The sequence below is a fragment of the Mesorhizobium sp. genome, assembly GCF_965229135.1.
GTDB lineage: Bacteria > Pseudomonadota > Alphaproteobacteria > Rhizobiales > Rhizobiaceae > Mesorhizobium.
Genome location: NZ_OZ245860.1, coordinates 4,352,644 through 4,368,947, shown reverse-complemented (window position 1 = coordinate 4,368,947; position 16,304 = coordinate 4,352,644). Strand labels below are relative to the sequence as shown.

General features: G+C 64.3%; 15 protein-coding genes. 6 read left to right on the top strand and 9 right to left on the bottom strand.

The genetic code is table 11. From position 1 onward, the window contains the following. Positions 1–191: 191 nt before the first annotated feature. Both ACO07C_RS20835 and ACO07C_RS20830 read left to right on the top strand, forming a co-directional pair. Positions 192–869 carry a FadR/GntR family transcriptional regulator gene (locus ACO07C_RS20835; protein ID WP_421916038.1) on the top strand — a complete coding sequence of 226 codons (678 nt, stop codon included), beginning with the start codon at positions 192–194 and terminating at the stop codon, positions 867–869. A gap of 42 nt (positions 870–911) precedes the next feature. Then, positions 912–2,450 carry a GMC family oxidoreductase gene (locus ACO07C_RS20830; protein ID WP_421916037.1) on the top strand — a complete coding sequence of 513 codons (1,539 nt, stop codon included), beginning with the start codon at positions 912–914 and terminating at the stop codon, positions 2,448–2,450. 83 nt (positions 2,451–2,533) lie between these two features. Here ACO07C_RS20830 and ACO07C_RS20825 read toward each other — a convergent pair whose 3' ends face one another. The 7 genes from ACO07C_RS20825 to ACO07C_RS20795 form a co-directional block, all read right to left on the bottom strand. Next, on the bottom strand, positions 2,534–2,887 hold the full coding sequence (locus tag ACO07C_RS20825; RefSeq protein ID WP_421916036.1) for a cupin domain-containing protein: 354 nt from the start codon (positions 2,885–2,887) through the stop codon (positions 2,534–2,536). Between the two features lie 113 nt (positions 2,888–3,000). Next, positions 3,001–3,759 (bottom strand): phosphodiesterase, encoded by a 759-nt coding sequence (locus tag ACO07C_RS20820; protein ID WP_421916035.1) that lies wholly within the window; start codon positions 3,757–3,759, stop codon positions 3,001–3,003. 53 nt (positions 3,760–3,812) lie between these two features. After that, on the bottom strand, positions 3,813–4,841 hold the full coding sequence (locus ACO07C_RS20815) for a LacI family DNA-binding transcriptional regulator (protein ID WP_421916034.1): 1,029 nt from the start codon (positions 4,839–4,841) through the stop codon (positions 3,813–3,815). Positions 4,842–4,854: 13 nt separating this feature from the next. Further along, positions 4,855–5,694 carry an ABC transporter permease gene (locus ACO07C_RS20810; RefSeq protein WP_421916033.1) on the bottom strand — a complete coding sequence of 280 codons (840 nt, stop codon included), beginning with the start codon at positions 5,692–5,694 and terminating at the stop codon, positions 4,855–4,857. After that, on the bottom strand, positions 5,691–6,512 hold the full coding sequence (locus ACO07C_RS20805; protein WP_421916032.1) for an ABC transporter permease: 822 nt from the start codon (positions 6,510–6,512) through the stop codon (positions 5,691–5,693). The genes ACO07C_RS20810 and ACO07C_RS20805 overlap by 4 nt, the downstream gene beginning before the upstream one ends. Before the next feature lie 86 nt (positions 6,513–6,598). Further along, on the bottom strand, positions 6,599–7,735 hold the full coding sequence (locus tag ACO07C_RS20800) for an extracellular solute-binding protein (protein ID WP_421916031.1): 1,137 nt from the start codon (positions 7,733–7,735) through the stop codon (positions 6,599–6,601). Between the two features lie 40 nt (positions 7,736–7,775). Next, positions 7,776–8,933, bottom strand: coding sequence for an ABC transporter ATP-binding protein (locus ACO07C_RS20795; RefSeq protein WP_421916029.1), 1,158 nt, complete (start codon positions 8,931–8,933; stop codon positions 7,776–7,778). Between the two features lie 290 nt (positions 8,934–9,223). Here ACO07C_RS20795 and ACO07C_RS20790 point away from each other — a divergent pair, with 290 nt between their 5' ends. Together ACO07C_RS20790 and ACO07C_RS20785 are read left to right on the top strand one after the other, a co-directional pair. Further along, positions 9,224–10,198 (top strand): ABC transporter substrate-binding protein, encoded by a 975-nt coding sequence (locus ACO07C_RS20790; protein WP_421916028.1) that lies wholly within the window; start codon positions 9,224–9,226, stop codon positions 10,196–10,198. 93 nt (positions 10,199–10,291) lie between these two features. Next, on the top strand, positions 10,292–11,950 hold the full coding sequence (locus tag ACO07C_RS20785; protein ID WP_421916027.1) for an ABC transporter permease: 1,659 nt from the start codon (positions 10,292–10,294) through the stop codon (positions 11,948–11,950). Between the two features lie 5 nt (positions 11,951–11,955). Here the strand turns inward: ACO07C_RS20785 and ACO07C_RS20780 are convergent, their stop codons facing one another. Both ACO07C_RS20780 and ACO07C_RS20775 read right to left on the bottom strand, forming a co-directional pair. Then, positions 11,956–12,999, bottom strand: coding sequence for an ABC transporter ATP-binding protein (locus ACO07C_RS20780; RefSeq protein ID WP_421916026.1), 1,044 nt, complete (start codon positions 12,997–12,999; stop codon positions 11,956–11,958). Between the two features lie 242 nt (positions 13,000–13,241). Continuing rightward, complete coding sequence (locus ACO07C_RS20775) at positions 13,242–14,030, bottom strand: 3-hydroxybutyrate dehydrogenase (RefSeq protein WP_421916025.1); 789 nt, start codon at positions 14,028–14,030, stop codon at positions 13,242–13,244. Between the two features lie 208 nt (positions 14,031–14,238). On the opposite strand from ACO07C_RS20775, the gene ACO07C_RS20770 reads away from it, so the two are divergent. Both ACO07C_RS20770 and ACO07C_RS20765 read left to right on the top strand, forming a co-directional pair. Next, positions 14,239–15,027 (top strand): acetoacetate decarboxylase, encoded by a 789-nt coding sequence (locus ACO07C_RS20770; protein ID WP_421916024.1) that lies wholly within the window; start codon positions 14,239–14,241, stop codon positions 15,025–15,027. Beyond that, entirely contained in the window at positions 15,020–16,177 is a 1,158-nt protein-coding gene (locus tag ACO07C_RS20765; protein WP_421916023.1) for a patatin-like phospholipase family protein, read from the top strand. The genes ACO07C_RS20770 and ACO07C_RS20765 overlap by 8 nt, the downstream gene beginning before the upstream one ends. Positions 16,178–16,304 lie beyond the last annotated feature (127 nt).

The window sequence follows — 16,304 nt, the reverse complement described above, 5'->3', positions numbered from 1 at the left end:
GGAAAAGGACGGCCAGCCGCGATGGCAACCGTCGACAGGGGCAGTCAACCATCGCGCAACTGGTGTTGTCAACCACCGCGTACATATGTAGATTGGTTGAATTGGTTGAGTGCCGGTTCCATCAGGTTTCGTGTCACGCTAAGATATCAGGACATTAGTCGGCATCCGCCGAACGGACAGGAGATTTGGTTTTGAGCGCATTCGAGCCGCAGGCCGGACCATCGGATCTCGACGACATCATTGCCGCAATCCGCCAGGTGCAGCAGGGCGGCGGCAAACTGCCGTCCGAGCGCGACCTGGCCGAGCACCTGAACGTCAAGCGCCACCAGCTCCGCAAGGCGCTGGAAGTCCTGCGCCACTCGGGCGACCTGAAACCGGCGCGGGTCAGGCGCGCGCCGACCGCGCTTCCCCGCTATGGCGAGGAACTGGTTCGGGTCACCAACCCCATCGAGGTTCTGGAACTGCGCCTGATCATGGAACCGGGCTTGGCCAGGCTGGCATCGCTACGCGCCTCCTCCTTCGAGACCGCCCGGATCCTCGATGCGGCGACCACGCCGGAGAATGCTCCGTCGGGCGAGGTCGACTTCGCCTTCCACCTCGCCATCGTTGCCGCCGCCCGCAACCACCTCGCCGCCGAATTCTACAAGATGCTGCGCCAGGTCGGGATCGACGCCCGGGTGAAGGTCGCGCGCACCACCGCCCCGACCTGCCCCAAGCGGATCGCCCAGCGCGATGGTGAGCATCGCATGATTGCCGAGGCGATCTCGCAGCGCGATCCCGAGGCGGCCGAGGCGGCGATGCGCGCGCATCTTCTGTCCGTGCAGAGGCAGATCATGGAACGGTCGAATGCCGGCGCCTTCGCGGCGTGATCGCATCGGCGCTGACAACAAGCCTGTACGGGGAACTCCACATTGAAACGTCATTTCGACGTGCTGGTCATTGGCGCGGGATCAGCCGGCTCGGTCGTTGCCAGCCGGCTCAGTGAAGACGAGACGTGCCGGGTCGGCCTTATCGAAGCCGGCACGATGCCCGATGACCCCGACATCGCCGACCCGTTGAAATGGACGATGATCCAGGGCCGCGCCTATGACTGGGCTTACCGGACCGTGCCGCAACCCTTCACGGCCAACCGTATCCATGAATGGCCGCGTGGAAAAATCGTCGGCGGATCGAGTTGCCTGCACGCCATGGCTTATGTGCGCGGGCATCCCGACGATTTTGCCCCTTGGGCACAAGCCGGCGGCGAGCGCTGGTCCTACCGGGGATTGCTGCCGGGTTTCATCCGCGGCGAAGCCTTCACGGCTTTCGAAGGGCCGACGCGCGGCAGGAAGGGTCCGCTGGACGTCTATCTGCCCGATGCCGAGGTCAGTCCTGTCGTGCGCGCCTATATCGCCGCCGGAACAGCCATCGGCGTTCCCACCCTCACGGACCACAACAGCGGCGAGCTCGTCGGCACCAGTCCCAATTCGCTGAACATCCGCGACGGCAAGCGCCTGAGCGTCGCCGATGCCTACCTGCCACCAGAGGTCATGGCGCGGCCGAACCTGACCTTGCTCACCGGCCACGAGGTCGAGCATCTCGTGCTGGACGGCCACAAGATCACGGGCGCGATCATGGTGTGCGAGGGTGAGACAAGGACGGTTTCGGCCGACCGCATCGTCCTTTGCGCCGGCGCCGTGTCCACGCCGCTCATCCTGATGCGCTCCGGCATTGGCTACCCGGATACACTGAAGCAGGCAGGGATACGCTGCCTGGCCGATCGCACCGAGGTTGGCCGCAATCTGCAGGACCATCTGCTGGCGCTCGGCAATGTCTACGCCGCGAAAAAGCCGGTGCCGCCGTCCCGCCTGCAGCACTCGGAATCGCTGATGTACCTGCACAGCGGCGATCCGACCCGCGCGTCCGGAAGTCCGGATATCGCGCTTGCCTGTGTCGTTGCGCCGTCAGCGGCCGAGGGGCTGGCGGCCCCGCCCTATGGCTCGGCCTTCACCATCCTTTGCGGCGTCACCCATCCGACAAGCCGTGGCAGCATCACGCCGTCCGGACCGGGCCGCAACGATGCGCCGATCATCGATCCGCATTATCTCGAGACCGAGCATGATCGCGCGGTTTTCCGGGAAGCGCTGAAAATGGCACGTACTGTCGGCCATCATGCGGCACTGGACGAATGGCGCGAAGCCGAGGTCCTGCCGGGCCTAGCCGTGCAATCGGACGGCGAACTCGATGCCTTCATCGCCAAGGCGGCATCAACCCATCACCATCCGGCCGGCACATGCCGGATGGGCAGGGATGCCGAGGCCGTCGTCGACCCGGATCTCCGGCTGAACGGCTTCGACAATGCCTTCGTGGTCGACGCCTCGGTGATCCCGACGATCCCAAGCGGGCCGATCAATGCCGCCGTCGTCGCCATCGCGGAGACCTGGGCGGCGTTGCCGATAGGTAGGCCGTGACTGCGTCCGCAGGCAGCAACTGCCGCAAAAAAGCCCGCCATGGCAAACCATGGCGGGCTTTTTCAAAGATCGCGAGGGCTCTTTCAGTCGACCTTGACGACGAAGTGCTTCGTCACCGGCTCGATGATCTTCCACGTCCCCTTGAAATCGGCTTCCACCACGAAGGCGTCTCCGGGGCCGACTTCGACAGGCTCGCCGCCATCCGGCGTGATGATGATGCGGCCGGCGATCATGTGCACGAATTCATAATCGCTGTAGGTCGCGTGATACGTGCCAGGCGTGGCCTGCCAGGTACCAGACATGACCTTGCCGTCGGCTGTCGTGTGCTGCACGGCGGTCTTCATGGTCGGCTTGCCCTCGACCACGACCCATCCGGCCAGATCGCCGCCATCAGCGTTTTCCACCGCCCCGAATTTGAGGATCGTCTTGCGTGTCATTGAAGGGCTCCGTTTGAAATGTTGTCGGCGTTAGCAGCCTGCGTATCCGGATATCCGAAGCACAGGGCGCGGGCAACGACTTCCCGTCATCCGCGACGCGATGGCTCTCCGATCTAAGCCGCGAGCGGAAAATCGTGGAAATGCACCACGACGCCGTCCGCATCAATGAAGATCACCGCATAGGCGGGCGGTTCGAGGCCGAGCCTCCAGTGTTCCGAAAAGTCGAGCGCGGTCTGATGATTGGTGCCGCGCAGGGTGCTGACCGGTATGCCGCGCCAGCTGCCAGCGATGAGGCGGTGGACATGCCCGGCGAAGATGTGGCGGACATTGCCATGGCGCGCCAGCACATCATGAAACGCATCGGCGTCGGCGAGCCGCACGCGATCGAGTTCCGGCATGTGAATGTCGAAGGGCGGATGATGCATGAAGATGAAGGCCGGCCGGTCGGCCACCTCATGCAGCCTCTCATCCAGCCAGCGCAGCCGCGCCTCTCCCAGCTTGCCTTCGACAAGTCCGCTTTCCAGCGTGTCCAACAGGATCAGCCGGCCTTGCTTCGTGTCGACGACGCTCTGGACGAAACCGCCTTCGGGGTTTGCTTCCGGAAACATCTCGAGGAAGAGTGCGCGGTCGTCGTGGTTGCCCAGCATCAGCCGGCAGGGCGGCACGAACCTTGCCACCCGATCTCTCAGCGCGGCATAGGCGGCACGCTCGCCGTCATTGGCGAGGTCGCCGGAAATCACCACCAGTTCGGCGTCGGCATGGTTGCTGTTGATGTCGGCAAGGCAGGCTTCCAGCCTGGACAAAGGATCGGTGCCAAAAAGAAGGCCGCCGGGTGGAACCAGGTGAAGATCGGAGATCTGGATGATTTTCATAAGTCGAGGCCTGTCGCTGCGGATTCGGAACGGGTTGGTCGATATGTTGGCGGTCACGCGGGTGGAACGAAGCTGGCACGCACGACCAGCGGCACGCTGATTCGTTCGCGAACGGGAGCCAGGTTCGGCTCCCGCTGGCGCAGATCGAGCAGGGCGACAGCCCGCGCGGCCATGGATTCAGGATCCTGACGAAAGGTGGTCAACTGATAGGCCAGCCACGAAGCCTCCGGAACATCGTCGAAGCCGATCACCGCGAGATCGCCGGGTATTGCAAGTCCCAGCTGGCGGGCATGGTCCATGACGCCGAAGGCGATGAGGTCGTTGACGCAGAAGATCGCCCGCGGCCGTTCCCGACGGTCGAGCAGGTCCCGCCCAGCCTGCAACCCACCGGCATAGTCGGTGTCGTTGCCACGGCTAACCGCGACGTCCGCGCCAAGACGCTTCGCCTCGGCGCAAAACGCATCCTCGCGTTCGGTGATGTTGGGCGTGCCCGACAGCGATCCGGCCAGGCCGAGCCTGGTCATGCCGCCCGCGACGAAAAGGGCTGCAGCGAGCTTTGCCGCCTCACCGCCATCGGTCTGGATATGGTCGGCTTCGGGTTCCGAGCGGCCGATCACGACAAGCGGCTGGCCGTTGCGCCGCGCCAGCTCGAAGAACGACGAAGGTGGCGAGCCGGAGAGGATGATTGTCGCTTCGGCGCGGTGGCCAAGCAGCGTCTTCTGGGCGGCGATCAGTTCCTGCTCGGTCTGGCCGGTGTTGATGATGACCGGCACATTGCCGCGATGGATCAGCGCCTTGGTCAATGCGGCGGCGAGATGCGCGCGAAAGCCGACCTCCGGCTTCGTCACCACCAGTCCCACCAGCCGGCTCTGGTTGGCGAGCAGGCCGCGCGCCAGATCGTTGACCTGATAGCCGAGAGCTTCGGCGGCTCGCATGATCTTTTCGCGCGTTTCGGTGGCCACGCTGGCGCCGGGCGTGAAGGCGCGCGATACCGCCGAGCGCGACACGCCGGCCTGGCGCGCGACATGCTGCGCACTGACGGAACGCATCTTGTCGAGGTTCTTGCCCTTGCCGTCTGTCATCCTTGCTTGCTCCTCAATGACCGACCTTGGACAGCACGTCGGCTTTCAGGAACCGTTCCACGATCAGCATGAAACCGATCGACGGGATCAGTAGCAGAAGCGCGGTGATCGAGGCGATCTGGTAGTTGCCGCCGGCGCCCGCCGAATAGAGCAGCAGTGGCAGCATGTTCACGTCGGGCGCGCCGACGAAATAGCTGCCGGTGAATTCGTCGAGCGACTCCAGGAAGACGAAGATCGCGCTGGCCATCAGGCCGGGCATGGCCAGCGGCAAGGTCACGTCGCGAAAGGCGCGAAACGCCCCGGCGCCGATCGAACGCGCTGCCTGTTCCAGTTCGACATCGACGGCGGAGAAGGCCGCCGTGGCGATCCACACCGCATAGACGAGGCCATGCACCGCATGCACCAGCACCACGCCGCTGATCGTGCCGTTGAGGCCGATCTGGTAAAAGAGGCGGGCGACGTTGACGTAGACGGGCAGGTTCGGAAACGCCTGCGGTATCAGGAAGGCCAACAGGATCAGGCTGCGCAGCGGCAGTTTCAGCCGTGCCAGCGCGTAGCCGGCAGGAATGGCCAGCGCCAGCGACACGATGACCGTCAGCACTGCCACCAGGATGCTGTTCTTTAGTGAATCCATGGCGTTGCCGCGCGACGAGAACACCCGCGTCCAGACGCTGAAGCCATAGTCGAGCGGCAGCACATGCGGAAAGTACCAGCGTTCCGCCACCGTCCACAGCAACAGGTTCAGCAGTGGCCCGAAGATGATGAAGGCAAGCAGGCCGAGGATGAGGGCCCTTGGCAGCCACCACAGGTCGACCCTCAGCTTCCGCTGGATGGAGGGTACGGCGAGGCTCATGCGCGCTCCTTCATCGTATGGCGCAGATAGATCCACGCTACGCCCGAGGTGATGACCAGCGAGATCAGGCCGAGCGCGTTGGCGACGCCGTAATCGCCATAGGCGTTGATGCGGAAGGCGATGTCGGCGGTCAGCATGGTCGGCGACTGGGCATTGACCATCAGCGGCACCGACAGCACCGACATCATCGTGACGAAAAACAGGATGAGGCCGACCAGCAGCGTCGTGGCAACCTGCGGCACGACGATCTCGATGAGGATGCGCAGCCGCGAGGCGCCGAGATTGCGGGCGGCTTCGATGGTGCCGCGGTCGATCGACGCCATGGCGCCGGCGACCAGCAGGGCGACGAAGGGAACCTGCTTCCAGACGAAGGCGATGACGATGCCCCGCCAGTCGAGGAAGCCGGTCGCCTGCAGCGGGGTGATGATGCCTGCATTGATGAGCAGATTGTTCATCAGGCCGTTCTTGGCGAGGAAGGTGCGCAGGATCTGGCCGACGACGATGAAGGGTATGAACATCGGCCAGCGATAGAGCCAGCGCAGGATCGCCACGGCGCGCGGATTTTCGCCAAGCGTCAGGTATCCGCCGATGGCGATGGAGAACAGGCCGATCAGCACCGTCGACAGGCTGACGATGAGGACGGTGAAGATCGTGTCGTTGCGGTAGAGTTCGAAGGCCTTGACGAAATTCCCCAGGCCATAGGTTCCCGTCACCTCGAACGCGCCGATGACCGACGCGGCAAGCGGCACGATGAACAGCAGCACGATCACCGCCAGCGCGGGCAGGACGAGGAACAGACCGAAAAGTCGTTTCGACATCGATGGACTCTCGCAAGGATTTCAAAAAGGCAGAAACCGCCCGGCTCTGTGCCGGGCGGTCCGGGTTCAGAACTCGGTCATCCAGCTCAATTCGCGGTCAGACGCTCATAGGCTTCGAGGATCGCGCTGTTGTAGGGCGCGATCGGGAAAGGCTTGCCGTATTTCGCCAGGTCTTCCGGCGAAATGTCGACGAACAGCTTGTTCCAGGTCGCCTCGTCGAGCTTCGGCTTGACGAAATCGGCGTCGATGCCCGGATACCAGTTGAACTTCTTGACGATGCCGTCGGCCTGCACTTCCGGGCTCGTCGCCAGCGCCACGAACTTCTCGGCCAGCGCCGCGTTCGCGCTCTTGGCCGGGATCACGTAGTGCATCGGCTGTCCCGGCATGCCGGGCGCCGGCAGCACCAGCTTGAGTTCGGGCGGAAGCCGGCCATCGGCCTGCCAGGAATAGAACATGTCGACCCAGACCGGCCCCATGGCGATCTCGCCGCGCGACAGCATGTCGAGCGTGCCGGCATTGCCCGGCGTCAGCGTGGCATTGGTGGTGAACTCCTTCAGGCTGGCGAAGGCCTTGTCCCACTTCTTGGTCTCGGCCTCGTCGAACGGGCCGTTCATCAGCTTGTTGGCGTCGCCTTCGCCATAGGCGTAGATCCAGCCCATGACGAAGCTGACGCCGGAAGCGCCGCCCTTGATACCGTTGTAGCCGAACTGCTTGGGATGTTCCTTGGCCCAGGCGACCAGTTCGTCGTAGCTCTTTGGCGGATTGGGAACCATGGCCGGATTGTAGGCGATCGCCGTCTGGCTGTTGAACATCGGCATGACATAGCCCGAGACATTGCTACCCAGCGCCATGTCGGCGTTGGCGCGCGTCACCATCTTGCCGGTGTCGATCTTCGGACGATAGGCTTCGAGATAGCCCGCGGTCACCATCGGGCCGGCGAACTTCTCGTGCACGACGGCAACGTCCGTGTCCCACTTTTCCGAACCGGCATCGGCCTGCGCCTTGAAGCGCTCGGTGATCTTCTGCGACCCGGCATCGCCCGGGCCGGTGCCGACGACGCGCACCGTGTTGCCCGGATTTTCCTTCTCGAACAGCGGCCCGAGATAGTCGTTGATATAGTCGACCATGTTCTGGTCGCCGGCGGTCAGCACGGTGAGTTCAGCGGCCGTGGCGGGTGACGCCACGAGGCCGAGAACCAGCGCGGCCTGCAGGATTGTCTTCATGGATAGGTCTCCTGTTGGGTCAAAAAGTTGGAGTTAGGACCTAGGCTTCGGATGTTTCCAGGGAGCGGCTTTTGGCGCCGCCCGGCCGGGAACGGGGTGACGCAGGCGGCGGAGCCTCCTGCGCGTTGAACAGGAAAAGCACATCGGACGGGATGCGGACCTTGACGGCCTCGCCCTGCCCGAAGGCCTTGTGCGCATCGACGAGGATCATGTCGTCGCCGACCCTGACCGCATGGCGCCAGAGGCCACCGGGATAGCTTACGCTCTCGACATGACCTGACAGTTCGAGGGTTCCAGCCGCGGCGCTGCCGGCTGTGCTGGCGGGAGCGAGTTGTGCGGCTTCGGCGCGGAAGCGCGCTTCGACGAAGCCGCGTGCCAAGGGACGCCCGTCGAGCGGTACCGCACAGGCAGCGTTTGCCGGTCCGGCCTCTATCTCGAAACGGCCGGATGACGGCAGGCCCCATAGTTCCACCCGGTTCTCCGCGCCCATGAAGGCGGCGACGAAGGTGGAGGCGGGACGGCTGTAGACCGCCTCGGGGGTGCCCTGTTGCGCGATGCGCCCGGCATCGAGGATGACGATGCGGTCGGCCATCACCATGGCTTCCTCACGATCATGCGTGACATGCACGGCGGTGATGCCAAGACGCTTCTGCAGCGCGCGGATTTCGTGACGCACGGTCAGCCTGATGCGTGCGTCCAGATTGGACAGCGGCTCGTCGAGCAGCAGGATTTCCGGATCGATGGCCAGCGCCCGGCCGAGGGCGACGCGCTGGCGCTGGCCGCCCGAAAGCTGTGCCGGCTTGCGATCACCAAGCCCGTCGAGCCCGAGCAGCTTTTCCATGTCGCCGACGCGCCGCGCAATCTCGCTGCGCGCATGCCGCTGCAGCTTCAGCCCGTAGCCGATATTCTGCGCCACCGTCATGTGCGGCCACAGCGCATAGGACTGGAATACCAGCGCCATGCCACGCTTGTCCGGTGGCAATCCCGTCACGTCCTTGTCCGCCACCTTGATCGACCCGGCGCTCGGCGAAACGAAGCCGGCAATTGCGCGCAGCAGCGTGGTCTTGCCGCAGCCGGAAGACCCAAGCAGGGCAACGAACTCGCCCCTGGCGATCGTGAGATCTATTCCGTCCAGAACGCGCGACGCACCATACCCGGCACTGACACCGTTCAGTTGGAGGAAGTTTTCCTTTGTCATTCTTCACCTGTTGCACAGCTGTGCATCGCGAGATGGCAGCCGCCTGCTGTTGAGTTCCGAATAGGGGGGATTCATAACGTCTTGATGACGGCTTGCCCGGAAAGCTCCTCCTCTTTCCCAGGCGTTGACCGGGTCGCCGGACGCGGCATGCCGCCACCGGGAAACCTCCCATTTTCCCGGTGCCGTCCTGTCACAATACAGTTATCCTGCGACGATAGGGAGAGCTTTCTCGCATCCGGCCCGCTTGAGGCTGATGCTCTTTTCGCGACTATTGAGAGGTGGGATTTTTCATGCGCAAGATAGTTTTCGCCGCCATATTCCTGGCATCCGCTGTCGGAGCTGCTTCGGCCGCCGACGGCAAGCTCGTGCTCTACACCAGCCAGCCCAACACAGACGCCCAGCAGACCGTCGACGCCTTCATGGCGAAGAATCCCGGCATAAAGGTCGAGTGGGTCCGCGACGGTACGCCGAAGATCCTGGCCAAGCTGCGCGCCGAGATCGAAGCCGGCCAGCAGCAGGCGGACGTGCTCCTGATCGCCGATGTCGTCACCATGGAAGGGCTGAAGAAGGAAGGGCGCCTGCTCGCCTATCCACAGGCCGATGTCTCCGGCATCGACGCCGCCCTTTACGACAAGGACAAGACCTATTTCTCGACCAAGCTGATCACCACCGGCATCGTCTACAACACCAAGGCGCCCTTCGTCCCGGCGAGTTGGGAAGACCTGACGAAGCCGGAGGCGAAGGGCCTGGTGGCGATGCCGAGCCCGCTGACCTCGGGCGCGGCGATGATCCATACCGTGACCCTGACCGGCAATCTGCCCGAGGGCTGGGACTATTACGGTGCGCTGGCCAAGAACGGCGCCCAGGCAAGCGGCGGCAATGGCGACGTACTGAAGGCTGTCAGCGGCGGCGACAAGCTGTTCGGCATGATCGTCGATTACATGCCCATTCGCGAGAAGGCCAAGGGCGCTCCGGTCGAGTTCGTGTTCCCGAAGGAAGGCGTTTCGGCGGTCACCGAGCCGGTTGCCATTCTGTCGACCGCCAAGGACACCGCAGCCGCGAAGGCCTTCGTCGATTTCCTCCTGTCCAAGGACGGGCAGGAAGTGGCCGCCAGGATGGGCTATATTCCGGCGCGCGCCGACATTGCCTTGCCCGCCGGCTATCCCGATCGTTCGTCGATCAAGGTGCTCGGCTATGATGCCGCCGCCGCACTCGCCAACGACGTCGCGAACAAGGAAAAATTCAGCGCCGTGATGGCTCAGTAATCACCGGTGTCCGCACACGATAGCCTCCCAAGGCAGCGTATGTCCGTGCCCCCATGGCACGGACATACGACGGGGATGCGGGCCACGCCGGGAATGCGTGCGTCTGCCCTTGCCGTCTTGCTGGTCATCGCGCTGCTCAGCCTGCTGCCGATGGCTCGCCTCGTCGTCGCGGCCATCGCGCCCGGCGGCGAACTCGACTTCGGCGCATTCGCCGAGCGCCTCGCCAAGCCTGCGGCCTTGCGTGCGATGTGGCACACGCTGGACACGGCCTTCTTCGGCGCCGTTCTGGCGGTCTGCCTCGGCGGTCCGTTCGCCATCGCGGTCACCATGACCGACCTGCCGGGGCGAAAAACCCTGGGCTTCCTGCTGTTGCTGCCGCTGATGATCGCGCCGCAGGTCACCGCCCTGTCATGGCTGCATCTGTTCGGACCGTCGTCAACGCTTCTCGGCATGATCGGCATGGCGCCGCCGCCTGGTACGCCCAATCCGATGCTTGGCCGCAACGGCATCATCCTGCTCTACGCGGTTCAGCACGCGCCGATCGTGTTCATCACGCTGCGGGCCGGGCTTGCCCGGGTGCCGCGCGATCTCGTCGAGGCCGCAAGGGCGTCCGGGGCGAGGCCGCTTGCGGTGCTGTGGACCATCGTGCTGCCGGTCATCCGGCCCTACATCGTGGCGGCGGCCGCCCTCGCCTTCGTTTCCGGCGTCGGCAATTTCGGCATCCCCGCTCTGCTCGGAATGCCCGTCAATTACCTGACCCTGCCGACGCTGATCTATCAGGACCTGTCGAGCTTCGGGCCCGGCGTCCTGCCGCAGATCGCGGCACTGTCGGTGCTGGTCGGCGTGCTCGCACTGGCCGGCGTCGCCTGCCAGTCGCTGGCCCTGCGTGGTGCTGCCCATCGTTTCACCGTCGGTACGCCGGCGCGGTTTGAGCTCGGCCGCTCCCGCCTGCCGCTCGCTGTCCTCGGCTGGCTGGTGATCGGGCTCATCCTCGTGCTTCCGGCTTGCGCGCTGCTGGCGACCTCGCTGGTGCCGTCCTTCGGGGTGCCGCTTGGCTGGGCGACGCTGACCGCGTCCAACTATGCCGAGGTGCTGGTCCAGCAGGCGTCGACCGTGCGCGCCTTCCGCAACTCCATTCTGTTTGCCGGCGGCGCGGCGCTGATCCTTGCCATCGGCGTCATCCCGGTCACCGTGGTGCTCGAACGGTTCGGCCAGCGCTGGCGCCATGTCATCAACGGTATTGTCGACCTGCCCTATGCGGTTCCAGGCGTCGTCCTGGCCATCTCCTGCATTCTCCTGTTCCTGCGCCCGCTGCCGCTGATCGGCAGCCTCTATGCGACTGCATCTATCATCCTGGTCGCTTATACGATGCGATTCTTCACCCTCGCCCTGAAGCCGGTGACGACGGCGGTCGGACAGATTTCGCGCGACCTTGACGAGGCGGCGGCGGTGTCGGGTGCCCGCCCGCTTCGCCGGCTTGCCACGATCACCGCGCCGCTTGCCGCGCCGGCGGCGGTGGCGGGCGGACTGCTGGTCTTCATGAGCGCCTTCAATGAACTCACCGTCTCGGCCCTGCTCTGGTCGAGCGGCAACGAGACGCTGGGCGTGGTGCTGTTCAGCCTCGAGGAGGCCGGGCTGGGAACGCAGGCAGCGGCGATCGCCGTCTCAACGATTGTCGTCGTTGTTGTCCTGCTGCTTGTGCTCGACCGTTTCGGGCGGCGGCTACCGGCGGGCGTGCTGCCCTGGAGGTAGGGCTCTCAGCTTCCAGGGATGATCCAGCCATCAGACACGGCCACCCGCACCTTCTGCCCCACCGCCAACGCCTCGGCGCTGTCGATCAGTAATTCCTGTCCCGCCTCCGGCAAGGCCAGCCGCGCCTCATAGACCGGGCCGCGATAGATGCTGTCGAGCACCGTTGCCGGCAGCCCCTCGGATGAAAGCCGCAAGGCTTCCGGCCGCAGCAGGACCTTGACCGGTCCCTCCTGCCCCTCGGCGCTTCGCGCCGTGACACGATGCCCGGCGATCTCGACTGTCGTGACGCCATTGCCATGGCCGATCGCTCTGCCCGAAACGATGGAGCCTCTGCCGATGAAGCCCGCGACAGTCGCATCGGCCGGCGCGCGATAGACCTCCCGCGGCGGCGCCGCCTGCAGCAACCGGCCCTGGCTCAGCACCGCGACACGGTCGGCCAGCGCCAGCGCCTCGGCCTGGTCGTGGGTGACATAGACGATGGTGGCGCCGGTGCGGCGGTGGACATCGCGGAATGCATCGACCATCGACGCACGTAAATGCATGTCGAGATTGGCAAGCGGTTCGTCGAACAGGATGATCCCAGCGTCGGCGACCAGACAGCGCGCCAGCGCTACACGCTGGCGCTGGCCGCCCGACAGTTCCTCGATGCGACGCTTTTCGAAGCCGTCGAGGCCGACGATCTCGAGGACAGCGCCGACACGGGCAGCGATCTCGCCCTGCTTCACATGCCGGGCCTTCAGCGGATAGGCGACGTTCCCGGCCACATCCATATGCGGCCAGAGCGCGTAGGACTGGAAGACGACGCCGACGCCGCGCGCTTCCGGCGGCACCTGCCGCTGGGGATCGGCCATCAACCGGTCGCCGAACAGCACGCGGCCCTCGCTCGGCGCCTCGAAGCCGGCAATCAGCCGCAGCATCGTGGTCTTGCCGCAACCGGACGGCCCGAGCAGCGCGGTAAAGGACCCCTTGGGGAAATCGAGCGAAACGGCGTTGAGCGCCGCCGTCTCGTTGAACCGCTTGCTAAGGCGTTCCACCTTGATGTCGCTCATGCCTTGTTCATCCGCACAGTCCTGCCTGAAATGGTTGCTTGCACAGCCGCTGGATGTGGCCGGCAATACGTTGGAAATCCTGTCGTGACAACGGCGGCGCCGTATCCGATGAAGTGGCCGCGGACGACCCGGCGGGATGCAGCCGCACCGTCACCGGAACGACGAAAGCGGTCGGTGGCTATGGAGCCACCGACCGGAGCGAAAACGACAGGCTATCCGGAGAATGAAATTCCCTGGTGGCGTTACTGCGCCGTCCAGCCGCCATCCATCGGCAAGGTCGTGCCGGTGATCTGCTTGGCAGCGTCCGAGCACAGGAACAGCGCCAGCGCGGCGAGTTCATCAACGGTGACGAACTCCTTGGTCGGTTGCGCCGCCAGCAGCACATCGTGCTTGACCTGCTCCTCGGTCATGCCGCGCGCTTTCATCGTGTCGGGAATCTGCTTTTCGACCAGAGGCGTCCAGACATAGCCGGGCGCGATCGCATTGACGGTGACGCCGTCAAGTGCCGCCTCCAGCGCCACCGTTTTGGTCAGGCCGGAAATGCCGTGCTTGGCCGACACATAGGCCGACTTGAAGGGCGAGGCGACCAGCGCGTGCGCGGAAGCCGTGTTGATGATGCGGCCCCATTTGCGCGCTTTCATGCCGGGCAGCGCCGCCTTGATCGCATAGAACGCCGCCAGCAGGTTGATGCGGATGATGGCTTCCCATTTGTCGTCGGGAAAATCCTCGATCGGTGCGACATGCTGGATGCCGGCATTGTTGACCAGGATGTCGAGGCTGCCGAAGGCCGCCTCCGCCTCGTGGACCATGGCTGTTACCGCGGCGCCATCCATCATGTTGGCGTCCGAATAGCGGCACTTGACGCCGAAGTCCTTCTCGATGCCGGCGCGTTCCTGCTCGATGGCCGCCGCATCGCCGAGCCCATTGATGGTGATGTTGGCCCCCGCGGCTGCAAAGGCGCGGGCGATGGCCAGGCCGATGCCGCTGGTCGAACCGGTAACGAGGGCACTCTTCGAAGAAAGGGAAGCCATGATGATCTCGCAAGAGGTGGGAGGAACTTGAAGGGCACACCTTTGTGCGCCGCAGCATGACAATGCCACAGCCATATGTCGGCTCGATTACAGGAGAACGACGGTCATCCAATGGGCGCTCGGGGCTGACACGGCACTGTCATGGTGCCGTGCAACATAGAACCGTGCGCACTCGCGCAGTCGTTCCTCAAGCGATGGGGCTACAGCCTTGAAGATCGCCGATGTCGTGAAGCGCGCTTATGCGATGCCGCTGACCAACCCTTCCTTTCCGCCCGGGCCATATCGTTTCTTCAACCGCGAATACGTCATCATCACCTACCGCACGACGCGCGAAGCCCTCGAGGCCGTGGTGCCGGAGCCGCTGGAAATAGACGAGCCGCTGGTCAAGTACGAGTTCATCCGCATGCCGGACTCGACCGGCTTCGGCGACTACACCGAAACCGGCCAGGTGATCCCCGTGCGCTACAAGGGCCAGCACGGCGGCTACGTTCATTCGATGTATCTCGATGACGATGCGCCGATCGCCGGCGGCCGCGAACTCTGGGGTTTTCCCAAGAAGCTCGCCAGCCCCAAGATCGTCCACGAAGGCGAGGTGATCGTCGGAACGCTGCACTATGGCAGCCTGCTCTGCGCCACCGGCACGATGGGTTACAAACACCGCGAAGCAGACCATGACAGCGTGCTTGCCTCGCTGGCAGCCCCCAATTTCCTGATCAAGATCATCCCGCATGTCGACGGCAGCCCACGCATTTGCGAGCTGGTGCGCTATTACCTGACAGACGTCACGCTGAAGGAAGCCTGGACAGCGCCCGCCGCGCTCGACCTGCGGCCCCATGTCATGGCCGACGTGGCAAAACTGCCGGTGCTCGACATCGTGTCCGCCGTCCACTTCACCGCCGATCTGACGCTCGGGCTGGGCGAGGTGATGCACGACTATCTTGCCGATCACGGCCGGTCCTCGGCCAGCACGAACCAGCTGGAGAAAGCCCGTGCTTGAACGCAACCGAAACAAGCAGGCCGCCACCATCGAGGAAATCTCGGCGCAGTATGACCGTGTCGCGCTGGTGTTCCAGGGCGGTGGCGCGCTCGGCGCCTATCAGGCCGGCGTCTATCAGGCGCTCGCCGACGCCGGCTGCGAACCGACCTGGCTGTCCGGCGTGTCGATCGGCGCCATCAATGCCTCGATCATCGCCGGCAATGAGCCCAGCCGCCGCCTGCAGCGGCTCGAGCAGTTCTGGCAGACGATTTCGGGGCGCAAGATCTGGGCTTATACGCCGGAAGGCGACTTTTACCGCGACATCCGCAACCGCGCCAGTTCGTGGATGACGATGACCATGGGGCAGCCCGGCTTCTTCAAGCCGCGCAATCCCAATCCCTGGTTCGAGCCACAAGGTGCCGAAGGCGCCACCAGCTTCTACGACACGGCCGAGTTGAAGGACACGCTGCAAAGCCTGATCGACTTCGACATTCTCAATGACGGCAAGAAGCGGCTGAGCGTCGGCGCGGTCAACGTCAGGACCGGCAACTTCGTTTACTTCGACACCGACAAGGTGCGCATCGAGCCGGAGCACATCATGGCCAGCGGCGCGTTGCCGCCCGCTTTCCCCTCGATCCGCATCGAAGGCGAATATTACTGGGACGGCGGCATCGTCTCCAACACGCCACTGCAATATCTGCTCGACCAGGAAGAAGATCGCTCGTCGCTGGTGTTCCAGGTCGACCTGTTCAGCGCGCGCGGTGTCCTGCCGCGCAGCATGCCGGACGTCCTGTCGCGTCACAAGGACATCATGTATTCCAGCCGCACCAGGCAGAATACCGACAACTTCCAGCGCATTCACGGGCTGAAGATGAAGCTGCTCGATGCCTTGAAGCGCGTCCCCGCGGAATTGCTGGCGGAAGGCGAGAAGGAGCTGATCGAGGACTATTCGAATGCCGGCGTCGTCAACATCGTCCACCTCATCTACCAGCACAAAGGTTATGAGGGCCACGCCAAGGATTACGAGTTCTCGGGCACCTCGATGCGCGAGCATTGGGACACCGGGCTGGAAGACACGCAACGCACCTTGCGTCATCGCCAGTGGCTGACATTGCCGACCACCGTCGACGGCGTCGCCATCCACGACCTGCATCGCGAAGACCCGACATAGTGTCCCGACGTCGTCATCCTTGGGCGTAGCGACGCGAAGCGGAGCGAAGACCCAAGTATCCATGCCGCGACCTCAGCCGAAGGTGCAGCCAAGCAGAATTCTGTTCCGCAGCAACGCTCAGGAGTCG